Annotated in this window: 10 protein-coding genes; 3 read left to right on the top strand and 7 right to left on the bottom strand. The window is 67.7% G+C overall.

Annotated features, from left to right (window positions below):
• Positions 1–21 precede the first annotated feature (21 nt).
• The gene (locus AB0M14_RS08560) at positions 22–567 is read right to left on the bottom strand and encodes a gluconokinase (protein WP_364990563.1); all 546 of its coding nucleotides are present in this window, start codon (positions 565–567) and stop codon (positions 22–24) included.
• A 174-nt stretch (positions 568–741) separates the two neighbouring features.
• Between AB0M14_RS08560 and AB0M14_RS08565 the strand changes: the two genes are divergently transcribed.
• Both AB0M14_RS08565 and AB0M14_RS08570 read left to right on the top strand, forming a co-directional pair.
• Complete coding sequence (locus AB0M14_RS08565) at positions 742–1788, top strand: glucose 1-dehydrogenase (protein WP_364990566.1); 1047 nt, start codon at positions 742–744, stop codon at positions 1786–1788.
• Positions 1785–3137, top strand: coding sequence for a sugar porter family MFS transporter (locus AB0M14_RS08570; protein ID WP_364990569.1), 1353 nt, complete (start codon positions 1785–1787; stop codon positions 3135–3137). The genes AB0M14_RS08565 and AB0M14_RS08570 overlap by 4 nt, the downstream gene beginning before the upstream one ends.
• Positions 3138–3143: 6 nt before the next feature.
• On the opposite strand, the gene AB0M14_RS08575 is transcribed toward AB0M14_RS08570, so the two are convergent.
• The 5 genes from AB0M14_RS08575 to AB0M14_RS08595 are packed head-to-tail and all read right to left on the bottom strand — an operon-like array spanning position 3144 to position 11236.
• Complete coding sequence (locus tag AB0M14_RS08575; protein WP_364990572.1) at positions 3144–4583, bottom strand: sugar porter family MFS transporter; 1440 nt, start codon at positions 4581–4583, stop codon at positions 3144–3146.
• Entirely contained in the window at positions 4580–5311 is a 732-nt protein-coding gene (narI, locus tag AB0M14_RS08580) for a respiratory nitrate reductase subunit gamma (protein WP_364990575.1), read from the bottom strand. The genes AB0M14_RS08575 and narI overlap by 4 nt, the downstream gene beginning before the upstream one ends.
• Positions 5308–5940, bottom strand: a complete 633-nt coding sequence (gene narJ / locus AB0M14_RS08585) for a nitrate reductase molybdenum cofactor assembly chaperone (RefSeq protein WP_364990578.1) — start codon at positions 5938–5940, stop codon at positions 5308–5310. Before narJ ends, narI begins: the two co-directional genes overlap by 4 nt.
• Entirely contained in the window at positions 5937–7538 is a 1602-nt protein-coding gene (gene narH / locus AB0M14_RS08590; protein WP_364990581.1) for a nitrate reductase subunit beta, read from the bottom strand. The genes narJ and narH overlap by 4 nt, the downstream gene beginning before the upstream one ends.
• A complete protein-coding gene (locus AB0M14_RS08595) occupies positions 7538–11236 on the bottom strand; it encodes a nitrate reductase subunit alpha (RefSeq protein WP_364991420.1) in 3699 nt (1232 codons plus the stop codon). Before AB0M14_RS08595 ends, narH begins: the two co-directional genes overlap by 1 nt.
• 332 nt (positions 11237–11568) lie before the next feature.
• On the opposite strand from AB0M14_RS08595, the gene AB0M14_RS08600 reads away from it, so the two are divergent.
• Positions 11569–13569, top strand: a complete 2001-nt coding sequence (locus tag AB0M14_RS08600) for an ATP-binding protein (protein ID WP_364990584.1) — start codon at positions 11569–11571, stop codon at positions 13567–13569.
• Here the strand turns inward: AB0M14_RS08600 and AB0M14_RS08605 are convergent.
• Complete coding sequence (locus AB0M14_RS08605) at positions 13544–14071, bottom strand: RICIN domain-containing protein (protein ID WP_364990586.1); 528 nt, start codon at positions 14069–14071, stop codon at positions 13544–13546. The genes AB0M14_RS08600 and AB0M14_RS08605 overlap by 26 nt on opposite strands.
• Positions 14072–14102: the final 31 nt, after the last annotated feature.

Genomic DNA, 14102 nt, shown 5'->3' on the forward strand with positions numbered 1-14102 from the left:
AGCGAATAACCGGCTACCCGATTATTCGGCGTTGGCGGCTTCGATCGCGGCCAACGCGGCGGCCGCGACCTCCTTCGGGGAGTGGCCGACGTCGATGGTGCGGACGTCGGGTTCACCCGTGGGGTCTTCGAGCGTGGCGAGCTGGGACTCGAGCATGGACGCGTGCATGTAGTGGTCGCGGCGGGCCACGAGTCGCCGGTGCAGTTCCTCGGGGGTCCCGCGCAGGTACACGAACAGCAGCAGCGCCTCGGGATGCCCGATCATGGCTTGCCGCAAGACGTCTCGGTAGGAGCGCTTCAGGGCGGAGCAGGTGACGACGGCCGATCCGCCGGTCTCGACGCGGCCGGAGATCCACTGCCCGATCGATTCCAGCCAGGGCCACCGGTCGGCGTCGGTGAGCGGATGCCCCGACGCCATTTTCGCGATGTTGGCGGCCGGGTGCAGGTCGTCGCCCTCGAGCATCGGCCAGCCCAGGTCGGCGGCCAGGATGTTCGCCACGGTGGTCTTCCCCGATCCCGAGACGCCCATCACGACAGCGACGCATGGCCGGACAGCTTCGCTTGCCATGACTCTCCTCAGAATCCGCAACGGAATAGCAAATCGCATACAAGACGACCACAAGCCTAGACAACCCGCGCGCCTACGGGTAAAGAATGGATGACAGCTTTCACACAGCAAACCTGGATTCGTGGCACCGAACGGCGTCGGTCGCGCGGCCGCCGCGAGGAATCGAGGGGTCTCATGCGTGCGCTCACTGTCATCCCCGAGCAGGCCGGTTCACTGGAAGTCACCGACGTAACCGATCCGGTCGCGGGACCCGGCGAACTGCTCGTCCAGGGCATCGCCTTCGGCGTCTGCGGCACCGACCGCGAGATCGCCGCAGGTGACTACGGCTGGGCTCCAGCCGGGCACGAACGCCTGGTGATCGGGCACGAGTCGCTCGGCAAGGTATCGAGCGCACCGGAGGGCAGCGGATTCGCCGCGGGCGACCTGGTGGTGGGCATCGTGCGCCGCCCCGATCCGGTGCCGTGCGGAGCCTGCGCGCACGGCGAGTTCGACATGTGCCGCAACGGCCAGTACACCGAACGCGGGATCAAGCAAATAGACGGCTATGCCTCGGAGCTGTGGACCGTCGAGTCCGACTATGCGGTGAAGCTGGACCCCTCACTCGGGCATCTAGGCGTGCTGATGGAACCGACCACGGTGGTCGCCAAGGCCTGGGAACAGATCGAGCGCGTCAGCAATCGGGCCTGGTACGAGCATCGGCGGGTGCTGGTCACCGGGGCCGGGCCGATCGGCCTGCTTGCCGCGATGCTCGGCAAACAGCGCGGACTCGACGTGCACGTGCTCGCGCTGGGTGACGAGGGGATCCAGCCGAAGATGGCTCGGGCCCTTGGCGCGACATATCACAGCGATCCGCTGCCGACGGTGGCCGACAAGATCAAACCCGACATCGTCGTGGAGGCGACCGGTTCGGCACAGGTCGCCGTGGACGCCATGACGCACAACGCGTCGGCCGGAATCGTCTGTCTCACCGGCGTTTCCCCGGTCGGCCGGCAGGTCACTTTCGACGCCGGTGCGGCGAACCGCAACATCGTGCTGGAGAACGACCTGATCTTCGGGTCGGTCAACGCCAACAAACGGCACTACCACCAGGCGGCCGAAGCCCTGGCCGCCGCCGACAAGGAGTGGCTGGCCGGCCTGATCACCCGCCAGATCCCCCTGGCGCAGGCGGCCGACGCCTTCACCCCAGGGCACAACGACATCAAGGTCGCGGTTCAGCTATGACCGTGACGGCGGCCGCGCCTGCCTCGCAACGCATTTGGGTGTGGTCAGCGATCGCCACGCTGGCCAGTTTCCTATTCGGCTACTACAGCGCGGTGGTCGCCGGAGCCCAGCTGTTCATCAAGGAGGAACTACGCCTGGGCACGGTGCAGCAGGGCGCGGTGGTCTCGGTGCTGCTGCTCGGCGCGGCCGTCGGCGGGCTCGGCGCCGGTCAGATCGGGGACCGATTCGGCAGGCGCAAGGCGCTGCTGCTGGCGGCGGTGCTCTACACCGGCGGCGGCCTGCTCGCGGTGGTCGCCTCGGATTTCGGAGTGCTGCTGGTCGCGCGCATCGTGCAGGGTCTGGGCATCGGCCTCAGCTCGGTGATCGTGCCGCTCTACCTCTCCGAGATCGCCCCGTCGCGGCTGCGCGGGCGGGTGGTCTCACTCAATCAGCTGATGCTCACCCTGGGCATCATGGTCGCCTACGCGGTGAACCTGGCTTTCGCGCACAACGGCGCCTGGCGCTGGATGTTCGGCCTCGGCCTGGTACCCAGTGTCGCTCTGCTGCTGGGTATTTCGCTCCTGCGGGAAACCCCGGTGTGGCTGGAGGGCCACCAGCGGCCGGACCGGGCGCGGCAGGTGCTCGCCGAGATTTCCGGCCCCGGCACCGCCGACACGCAACTGGCCCAGCTGACCAAGGCTCGGCAGGAGGCCCCGCCCTCGGCCGGGCTACGCGGACTGACCGATCGCAGCGTGCGCCCGGCGTTGATCATCGCGCTGGTGCTGGCGGTGCTGCAACAGTTCGTCGGCATCAACGCCGTCATCTACTACGCGCCGACCATCATGAAGAACACCGGCCTGAACACCTCCAACGCCATCCTCTACTCACTGGCGATCGGCGTGCTGAACGTGATCATGACACTGGTGTCGATCCGGCTCATCGACCGGTGGGGCCGTCGTCCGCTGCTGCTCACCTCGCTGTCCGGAATGGCGGTGGCGCTGGCGATTCTGGGCGCGACCTTCGTCTGGGACTTCCCGGCCGCGCACGTCATCGCCCTGCTCTGCCTGCTGACCTTCATCGCCTTCTTCGCGATCGGCATGGGCCCGGTGTTCTGGCTGCTGCTGGCCGAGATCTTCCCGCCCGCCGAACGGGGTTCCGGCGCGGCGGTGGGCGCGACATCGAACTGGATCGCGAATTTCGTTGTCAGCCAGGTATTCCTGAGCCTGGTCTCGGGGCTGGGACAGGGCGAGACCTTCTGGCTGTTCGCCGTCATCTGCGTGCTCGGTCTGATCTTCGTGCAGCGCAGGGTGATCGAGACCAAAGGCAAGGACTTCGGCGAAATCACCCGGGAGCTGTCCGGCGCAAAGTGAGTCCGGTCAACCCATGGATTCCAGGGTGCGCCCCTTGGTTTCGCGCACCAGATGACGCACGAACGGAATGGAGACGATCGCCGCGAGTGCGTACAGCCCGTACGCGCCGCTCAGGCTCCAGTCCGACAGCGACGGGAACGAGACGGTGATCAGCCAGTTGGCCAGCCATTGCGCGCTCGCGGCCACCGAGAGTGCGATGGCGCGAATCCGATTGGGGAACATCTCGCCGAGCAGCACCCACACCACCACGCCCCAGGACAGCGCGTAGAAGAGCACGTAGAGGTTGGCCGAGACCAGCGCGATCGTCCCGGGCACCTTCGGCATGGACGGATGGTCCTGCGTGCCACCGACGTAGGAGAACATCCACGCGCACAAGCCCAGCGTCACCGCCATGCCGGCGGAACCGATCAGCAGCAACGGTTTTCGGCCGACCCGGTCGACCAGCGCCATCGCGATTACGGTGCCGACGATGTTGATCACCGACGAAATCATCGAAACCAGCAGCGAATTCGAGGTGTCGATGCCGACCTGCTGCCACAGCAGCGACGAGTAGTAGAAGATCACGTTGATGCCCACGAACTGCTGGAGCGCGGACACGCCGATACCGATCCACACGATGGGCAGCAGCAGGCCCCGGCTGTGGCTGAGCAGATCCTTCGGCCCCGAGCGGACTTCACCGGCCATCGCGTCGCGGATTTCCCGCACCCGCTGATCCAAGTGCGCCGGGTCGTCGTTCTCCACGTCCGCGAGCACCTTGCGGGCCTTGTCCTCCTGCCCGTTGGCGATCAGATAGCGCGGCGATTCCGGGATCAGGAACGCCATGGCCCCGTAGACCAGCGCGGGCACCACTTCCGCGCCCAGCATCCACCGCCACGCCGAAAGCCCGTGCAGCTCAGCGTCGTTCGACCCGCCCGCCGCCATATTGATCAGGTAGTTGACCAGCGCGGACAGCGCGATGCCCAGCACGATCGCCAGCTGCTGGAACGAGGCCAGCCGCCCGCGGTAAGCCGGCGGCGCGACCTCGGCGATGTAGGCCGGGGCCACCACCGAGGCCGCGCCGATGGCGATGCCACCGACGAAACGCCACACCGTCAGATCGGTGTCCCCGAAGGCGAACATGCTGCCCACACCGCTCAGCGCGAACAACAGCGCGCTGAGCTGCATCACGCGCGTCCGGCCCCAGCGGTCGGCCAGCCAGCCCGCGCTCAGCGCGCCCGCGGCCGCGCCCGGCAGCGCGGAGGCCACGATGAATCCCATGGTCGCCGAGGAGACGCCGAAATCGGACTGGATGCCGGTGACCGCGCCGTTGATGACCGAGGAGTCGTAGCCGAAGAGGAAGCCGCCCATGGCCGCCGCCGCGGCGACGAAGACGACGTTGGGCCCGATGGCTCCGGGTTCGGCATTGGCGTCCGGATGCGGCCGCCGGAGCTCGGGGCCGCCGGTCACCGCCCGGAGTCGATTCGTTCCCAGCCGCGCCGCGGCGCGCGCTCGCTGAGCCGGCGGGGATCGCGGGAGCGATAGACGATGTAGGGCCGGAACAGGTATTGCACCGGCGCACTGAAGATGTGGACCAGCCGGGTGAAGGGCAGCAGGGCGAACAGTGCCATGCCGATCACCGCGTGCACCTGAAAGGCGACCGGCGCGCCGGCCATCAGGTCGACCTCGGGGCGCAGCGTGAAGATGCTGCGGGCCCACGGCGCGATCGTGTCCCGGTAGTTGTACCCGTCGTGGATGTTGGAGTTGGTCAGCTTGGCGAACAGGCCGGTAAAGATCGCACCCACCAGCACCACGTACATGACCTTGTCGTTGCGCGTGGTGGCATGGAAGACAGCGGCATTGGTGCGGCGGCGATAGACCAGCATGCCGATGCCGACGATCGCCAGCACACCCGCCGCGGTGCCCGCGAACAGCGACATCAGGTGGTAGGCGTGCTCGTCGAAATGCACGGCGTCGGTCCACGAGGCCGGAATGAACAGGCCCATGATGTGCCCGAGGAACACGAACAGGATGCCGTAGTGGAACATCGGCGAGGCGATGTTCAGCAGCCGCGATTCGTACAGTTCCGAGGAGCGGGTGGTCCAGCCGAACTTGTCGTAGCGGTAGCGCCAGGCCAGGCCGGTGGCGAGCAGGCCGATGACGAGGTACGGCAGCGCACCCCACAGGAAGATGCTCATCGAGGGTCTCCAGTCAGCAGGGGAAGCATTCCGAGGTGGCCGTACGGCTCGAGGCCGACCGTCTCGCGCGGCGGTCCGAGGCGCGCCATCGCGCGCGCCGCGGCGCGGTCCTTGGGGGAGGAACCGGGAAGCGTCGCGCACACGGCGGTCAGGACGGCGGCATAGTCGTTGCCCTTGTCCCCCAGTGCGATGCGCAGCAGTTCCAAGGCCGGGCGATGCTCGAGCAGCACGGCGCCGGTCCGGGCCAGGGCGCTGAATTCGAGGACGGCGGGCAGGAAGTCGGGCAGTTCGCCGTCGTCGAAATCGAAGCCATGGGCGCGGTAGCGGTCCTTGAACCGGACCAGCGCCGCACCCCGGTTGCGCGTGTCACCGTCACTCCACCAGGTCAGATACAGGCTGTGCCGGTTGGTGAAGTCGAAGGTCTCCACGTACGCGGCTGTGCGTTGGTCGGGGCTCAATTCCGCGGTGGTGCTGAGGAATTCACGCAGGATCGGAGCAGTGGCGTGCCGTAACCGCGCCAGCGCGGCATCGAATCGCGGTATGTCCGCGTGGAATTCGGCATCCGGGTAGGCCAGACAGGCCGCGGCCACCCGGTAGATGATCGCGACCTCGTCGTCGATCCGGGTCACTGAAAGGTCTCCTCGGGGGTGTCCGCGGTCTGCTGTTTTCGCATGGCGTGGAAACTCTCGACGGTGACCAGGGGCAGTGACTTGCGTCCGGACCCGCCGCCGAAGGCGCCGTCCTCGGCCATGCCGGGTCCGCCCTCGGTGTCCAGGCTGCAACCGCTGTTCACCGCCGACTCCTCCAGACTGTGCGCCTCGGCCATGGCGGCAGTCGGAATCACGTAGCGGTCTTCGTATTTCGCGATCGCGAGCAGGTGGAACATCTGCTCGATCTCGGCGGCGGTCATGTCGACGGCGGCGGCCTTGTCCTCGGAGACGGTGCGGCCGAGGTTGATGTCGGCCATATGAGAGCGCATGGCCGCCAGGCGATTCAGGCTGGCGCGCACCGGACCGGTGTCACCGGCGGTGAACAGCTCGGCCAGATATTGCAGCGGGATGCGCAGGGCGTCGATCGCGCCGAACAGGTTGCCGGCGTCCTCGCCGTCGAAGCCGCTGTCGGACACCGCGTCCACCACCGGGGACAGCGGCGGGATGTACCAGACCATCGGCATGGTGCGGAACTCCGGATGCAGCGGGAGCGCCACCCGGTACTTGCTGATCAGCGCGTGCACCGGCGAACGGCGCGCCGCGTCCAGCCATTCCCGGGAGATGCCGTCGCGCTCGGCGGCCCGGCGCACCTCCGGGTCCTCGGGATCGAGGAAGCACTCCAATTGCGCACGGTAGAGCTGCTTCTCGTCCTTGGTGGCCGCGGCGGCGGTCACCTTGTCGGCGTCGTAGAGCATGACGCCGAGGTAGCGCAGCCGCCCGACGCAGGTCTCCGAGCACACCGTGGGCAGGCCGACCTCGACGCGCGGGTAGCAGAACGTGCACTTCTCGGCTTTGCCGGTCTGGTGGTTGAAGTAGATCTTCTTGTAGGGGCAGCCCGTCACGCATTGCCGCCAGCCCCGGCACTGATCCTGATCGACCAGCACGATGCCGTCCTCGGCGCGCTTGTAGATCGCGCCCGACGGGCAGGCCGCCACACAGGCCGGATTGAGGCAGTGCTCGCAGATCCGCGGCAGATAGAACATGAAGCTCTCTTCGAAGCTGAAGCGGATCTTCTCGCCCACCTCCGCGCGCATCTTCACCACGTTCGGGTCCTCGGGGCCGTGCTCGGCCGCACCGCCGAGGTTGTCGTCCCAGTTCGACGACCACTCCACCGCCATCGGTTTACCGGTGACCAGCGAGCGCGGCGGGGCGACCGGGTAGTCGTCCCCCAGGGGCGCGTCGGTGAGGTTGCTGTAGTCGTAGGTCCAGGGCTCGTAGTAGTCGCGCAGCGTGGGCAGCACCGGATTGGCGAAGATGCTGGCCAGCTTCCAGGCGCGCGAACCCTGCTTGAGTTTCAGCTTGCCGCGCCGGTTCAGCGTCCAGCCGCCCTTCCACTGCTCCTGATCCTCGTACCTGCGCGGATAGCCCTGCCCGGGACGGGTTTCCACATTGTTGAACCACACGTATTCCATGCCGGTGCGGTTGGTCCAGGTCTGTTTGCAGGTCACCGAGCAGGTATGGCAGCCGATGCACTTGTCGAGATTCATCACCATCGCGAGCTGAGCCATGACGCGCATCAGTACTGCACCTCCTGGGAGCGGCGGCGGATCACGGTGATCTCGTCACGCTGGTTGCCGGTCGGACCGAAATAGTTGAATGCCCAGGACAATTGGGCGTAGCCGCCGATCAGGTGGCTGGGTTTGAGCAGCACCCGGGTCAGCGAATTGTGGAAACCGCCACGGCGGCCGTCGGTTTCGGACTTGGGCACGTTGATGGTGCGTTCCTGCGCGTGGTGCATGTACACCGTGCCGCGCGGCATGCGCGGTGACACGATGGCGCGGGCCACCACGACGCCGTTGCGGTTCACCGCCTCGATCCAGTCGTTGTCGGCGACCCCGATGGACTCGGCGTCTTCCACCGACATCCAGATCCCCTGTCCGCCACGGGAAAGCGACAGCATGAACAGGTTGTCCTGGTACTCCGAGTGGATCGACCACTTGTTGTGCGGCGTCAGGTAGCGCACCGTCACCTCGTTCTGACCGTCGGGCCCGAGCGCGGGTTCGCCGAAGAGCCGCCGCATGTCCAGCGGCGGGCGGTAGACCGGCAGCGCCTCCCCCAGCTCGTGCATCCAGTCGTGGTCGAGGAAGAAGTGCTGCCGCCCGGTGAGGGTGTGGAACGGCTTGAGATGCTCGGTGTTCAGCGTGAACGGCGCGTAGCGCCGCCCGCCGGACTCGCTGCCGGACCATTCCGGCGACGTGATAACCGGGACCGGCGCGGCCTGGGTGTCGGCGTAGGTGATCAGCACCCCCTCCTTCTCGGCGGCCAGGTGCGCCATGTGCTGGCCGGTGCGCCCCTCCAGCGTCTCGAAGCCTTGAACCGCCAAGCGCCCGTTGGTCGTTCCGGACAGCGCCAGGATCGTATTGGCGGCCTTGACGGCGGTGTCGAGCGCCGGACGACCGGCGGCGATGCCCGAGGCCACCACGCCGTTGATGCCGCGCAGGTAATCGATCTCCGCGTCCGGCCGCAGCATGATGCCCTTGGCCGGCAGGCCGAGCTTGTCGGCCAGCGGACCCAGCGAGGCGAACTTCGTCGCGATGGCGGTGTAGTCGCGCTCCACCACCGCGAGCGCGGGCATGGTCTGGCCCGGGATCGGCTCGCATTCGCCCGCCCGCCAATCCAGCGCCACGCCGCCGGGTTGCGCGGTCTCGGCGACGGTGTCGTGCTGCAACGCGGTCGCCACCACGTCGCGGCGGGTACCGAGGTGCCCCACCGCCAGTTCGCTCAACCGGGAGGCCAGCTCGTAGAAGGCGTCGAAGTCGGTGCGCGCCTGCCACGGCGGATCCACCGCCGGGGCGAAGGAGTGCACGTAGGGGTGCATGTCGGTGGAGGACAGATCGTGCTTCTCGTACCAGGTCGCGGCGGGCAGCACCACGTCGGAGAGCATGGTCGAGGAGGTCATGCGGAAGTCCAGGGTCAGCAGCAGATCGAGCTTGCCCTCGGGAGCTTCCTCGTGCCACACCACATCCCGGGGCCGCGCCTCCGGCGGCGCGGGCTCGGCGCGCAACGAGGAGTGCGTGCCGAGCAGATGCTTACTGAAGTACTCCGCGCCCTTGGCCGAGGAGCCGAGCAGGTTCGAGCGCCACAGCGTGAGCACCCGCGGCCAGTTCTCCGGTGCGTCGGGATCCTCGTTGGCGAAACGCAGTCGCCCGCTGCGTAGTTCGTCGACGACGTAGTCGGCGGGGGGCATGCCCGCCGCTTCCGCCGCATCGGCCAGATCCAGGGGGTTGCGGTTGAACGTCGGGTAGGAGGGCATCCAGCCCATGCGCGCGGACTGGGCCAGCACATCCGCGCCGGTCATGCCCGCGAACCGGCCCGTACCCAGCGGCGAGGACAGCACGTCGGCGGTGAAGTGGTCGTAACGCCACTGATCGGTGTTGGCGAAAAACCAAGCGGTGCCGATCATTTGACGCGGCGGCCGGGACCAGTCATTGGCCGAGGCCAGCGTGGCCCAGCCGGTCACCGGGCGGCACTTCTCCTGTCCGACGTAGTGTGCCCACCCGCCGCCGTTGCGGCCCTGGCAGCCGGTCAGCAACAGCAGCGATAGGAAGGCGCGGTAGATCGTTTCGGAGTGGAACCAGTGATTGGTGCCCGCGCCCATGAGAATCATGCAGCGGCCCTTGGATTCCTCTGCGACACCGGCGAATTCGCGCGCGATCTTGATGGCGCGGGCCGCCGGCACCGAGGTGATCTGCTCGGCCCAGGCGGGCGTGCCGGGCGTCTCGGGGTCGTCGTATCCGCTCGGCCACTGGCCGGGCAATTCCGCGCGGGCCACGCCGTACTGGGCCAGCAGCAGGTCGAAGACCGTGGTCACCAGCGGTCCGTCCGCGCCGAGCCGTTGCGCCGGGACGCCGCGCCGGATCGTCGCGCCCCGGCCCTGCCCGTGCGCGCCGCCCTCGGTGTCGAACCGGGGCAGCAGCACCTCGACACCGCTGCCGCGCCCGTGCAGCGACAGCACCGGGCGGACCCGGACCAGATCCAGATTCCACCGGCCCGCGCCGGATTCGGTCCACCGGAAGCCCATCGAGCCGTTCGGCACCACGGGCGCGCCGCTGGCCTCGTCCAGCAGCACCGTCTTCCACTGCGCGCCCTCCTCGGTATCACCGAGATCGGCGGCGCGCACGAACTTGTCCGGCACGTAGGCGCCGTCCCGTTCGACCAGCGTCACCAGGAACGGCAGGTCGGTGAACTGCCGCACGTAGTCGCCGAAGAACGGGACCTCGCGGTCCACGAAGCATTCCTTGAGCACGACGTGGCCCATCGCCATGGCCAGTGCGCCGTCGGTGCCCGGGTGCGGATGCAGCCACTCGTCGGCGAACTTCGCGTTGTCCGCGTAGTCGGGGGCGACGACCACGACCTTCTGGCCGCGGTAGCGCGCCTCGGCCATCCAGTGCGCGTCGGGCGTGCGGGTCACCGGGACGTTGGAACCCCACATGATCAGGTAGGCCGCGTCCCACCAGTCGCCGGACTCGGGCACGTCGGTCTGGTCGCCGAACACTTGCGGAGAGGCGACCGGCAAGTCGGCATACCAGTCGTAGAACGACAGCATGGGCGCGCCGATCAAGCCCATGAACCGGGCCCCGGAAGCATGCGAGACCATCGACATCGCGGGGATCGGCGAAAACCCGGCGACCCGGTCCGGCCCGTAGTTCTTGATCGCGTGCACGTGTGCGGCGGCGGCGATTTCGATGGCCTCGTCCCAGGTGGCGCGTACCAGACCGCCCTTGCCACGGGCTTGCTGATAGCGCCGCCGGCGTTCCGGATCGGCCTGAATGTCGGCCCAGGCCAGGACCGGATCACCCAGGCGTTTACGGGCTTCGCGATAGAGCTCCAGCAGGACGCCGCGGACATACGGGTAGCGGACCCGGGTCGGCGAGTAGGTGTACCAGGAGAACGAGGCGCCGCGTGGGCAGCCGCGCGGTTCGTACTCGGGACGGTCCGGGCCGACCGAGGGATAGTCGGTGGCCTGGGTCTCCCAGGTGATGATGCCGTCCTTGACGTAGACCTTCCAGCGGCAGGAGCCGGTGCAGTTCACACCGTGGGTGGAGTAGACGATCTTGTCGTGGCTCCACCGGTCGCGGTAGAACACATCGCCGTCGCGCCCGCCCTCGATCTGTTCGCTGTGCAGATCCGCCGACGGTGTGCCCGGGCGGAACCAGCGCGCCGAGCGCAGCAGCAGTTCTCCCGTTTCGCCGGGACCGGTGTCCGGTCGGCTCATCACCATGTGTGACCCATCCCTTTCCCTCGGCGCACCGGGCGATGCCGCCGTCGTGGAAGCCGGTATCAATCAACAGCAATCGAGTAGCAATAGGACTCGCCAGTCGAGTACAACACAGAAGAATGCCCCGTTTTCGGGGCCACGCCGGACCGATTCGGGTGAGCATCGAAGGCTCAGCAGACCCGCGGCTATCGAAGGAAACTGGACATTTGCGGAGCGCGCCAAGGCCCTTGGCGCACCAAGCAAATGCTTGCGCGGTGATACGTCAGCGGTTACGTTTCCTGCACCCGGTGGTCAGGGGGCAGCGGTGCCCGGAAGTAGGCAAGTCTTCGGTGAGCGGCACTAGATTCCCCCGTATTTCGCTGTCCTGGCCACGGCGTATCGCCGGTGTCCGGGCGCGCCTGCTGGCGATCGTGCTGATTCCGAGCATCGCGTTGCTCGCCGCGGGGATCAGCGGCTCGGTGTATCTGATCCGGGACGGACAGAAGGCAAATCGGTTCGCCGAACTGTCCACCGTCGCGATCACGCCCGCGATCCTGATGGTCGAGGCGTTTCAGGAGGAACGCCGAGTTTCGCTGCTGCACTTGGCCGGTGCGGAGACCGCCGCCGCCGCGTTGCCCGCCACCCGCGAGCACTCCGACGCGGCGCTGGCGGCGCTCGTCTCCACCAGCGCCACGATGCAGGAGCTGCGGCCCGACCTCACGGCGCCCATCGAGGGCTATCGCGAGCTGTACAAGCGGCTGCCGCAGCTGCGCGGCGGCATCGATGCCCGCGTCATCCCGGCACAGCAGGTGTTCGGAGCGTTCAGCCAGATCGTGCACACCGTGACCAGCGCCTCGCTGCTGGTGGCCGAGGTGGCGCCGGACGCCCGGGTCGCGGTCGAACTGTACAAGGCGGTGCACGCGTTGCGGGCCGCCGAATCCGTTTCGCGGACAAGCAGTCTGGGGTCGGTTGCGGTGCTGACCGAGCAGGTCTCGCCACAGTTGCTCACCGAGCTCGGCAGCTACATCGGCGACGGGCGAGGCGAAGTCGCCTACGTGGGTTCGACGCTGCAGGGGCAGCGACTCGAGCAGTTGAAGGCGATCACCGCCGGCGCCGAGTGGCAGCAGCTGGTCGCCATGGAGGACGCCATCATCAAGCGTGGGCCCTACCCGGACGACGACGAAACCAGCTCGCGCACAAGAAAGTCCGCCGAGGACGAGGCGCTGCCGCTGGACGTCGTCGAATGGCAGCGGGTCGCGGGGACCGTGCGATCGAATCTCATGCAACTCTGGAAAGACCAGAGCGCCGACAGCCATCACGCCGCCGCCGAGCACGGCGAGCGGGTGCTGCTGAACTCCTATCTCGGTGGGGCGGGGATCTTCTCGCTCGCGGTGCTGGCCTTCCTGGCGGCCCTTGTGCTGGCGAATCGCTTCGTCGCACGGATGCGGCGACTCCGGCGCGACACCCTCGAACTCGCCGACGAGCGGCTGCCCGACACCATCCGCCGCCTCTCCACCGGCACCGAGCTGGACACCAAAGGTGAAGTGGCGGGGCTGGATTACGGCACCGACGAGGTCGGCCAGGTCGCCAACGCCTTCAATCGCGCACACCTGGCGGCCGTTTCGGCCGCGGTCGCCGAATCCCAGACCCGCGCGGGGGTGAACGCGGTGTTCCTCAACATCGCACACCGGTCGCAGGTCGTCGTGCACCGGCAGCTCGCACTGCTGGACACCGCCGAACGCGCGGAAGAGGATCCGGCTTACCTGGATCTGCTGTTCCAGCTCGACCACCTCGCCACCCGCGCCCGCCGCAACGCCGAGAACCTCATCATCCTCGGCGGCGAACAGCCGGGCCGGCAGTGGCGCCACCCGGTCCCGCTGATCGACGTGATTCGTGGTGCGGTCGCGGAAAGCTTGGACTACACCAGGATTCAAGTCGGCCGGCTGCCCGATACCTATGTGTCCGGCGGTGCGGTCGCCGACGTCATCCACCTGCTCGCCGAACTCGCCGACAACGCCACCGCCTACTCACCGCCGGAATCTCGCGTCGACATCGACGGCGTCCTGGTCGGCCGGGGCGTCGCCGTGGAGATCACCGACCAGGGTCTCGGCATGTCCCCCGCCGAACTCGCCGCCCGCAACGCCGTGCTGGCCGATCCCCCCGACTTCAGCGTCGCCGCACTCTCCGGCGACGCTCGCCTCGGCCTGTTCGTGGTCGCGAAACTAGCTGCCCGCCACGGGGTTACGGTCCGGCTCACCGAATCCGACTACGGCGGCGTGAAAGCCATCGTGCTGGTTCCCACCGCGGTGACCGTGGCCGCGGAGATCAGTGGCCGACGACCACCAGAATGAATTGCTGAGTCGGGTTGTTCTGGGCCGAGCGGCTGACGACGCCGTAGTCCTTCTCGGCGATCTCATGGGCATCCACGTAGCGATTGTTCGACGCCTGCTGGATCGTGTATTTCCCGTTGCCGATCGAGCTGATGCGCCAGAGCTGGGTGTTGTTGTTCTGGGCGGGCCGGGTCACCAGGTGATAGTCCAGCGAATCGATTTCGTGGGCATCCAGGAAGCGGTTGCTGCTGACCTGCTGCACGGTGCCGGTCCCGGTGCCGCTGTCATCCCAGTTGATCCGCCACTGCTGGCTGGTGTCGCCCTGCTTGGGCCGGGTGACCACGTTGTAATCGTGCGTCCCGTCGGCCCAGGCGTCGAGATAGCGTCCGCTGGACACCTGCTGAATGGTGACCACGTCGTCCGCCTGCTCGGCATGCGCCGTGCCGGGGACGGCGACGAGGGCGGCGGCGGTCAGGGTGCCGATGAACAGTCCTGCTGTTGCGCGGCTGATGAAGTGTCTCAAGTGCCGATCTCTCTGGGAGTAGTTGCGGGGC

Origin of the sequence: Nocardia sp. NPDC051832 (assembly GCF_040681285.1) — a bacterium.
GTDB lineage: Bacteria > Actinomycetota > Actinomycetes > Mycobacteriales > Mycobacteriaceae > Nocardia.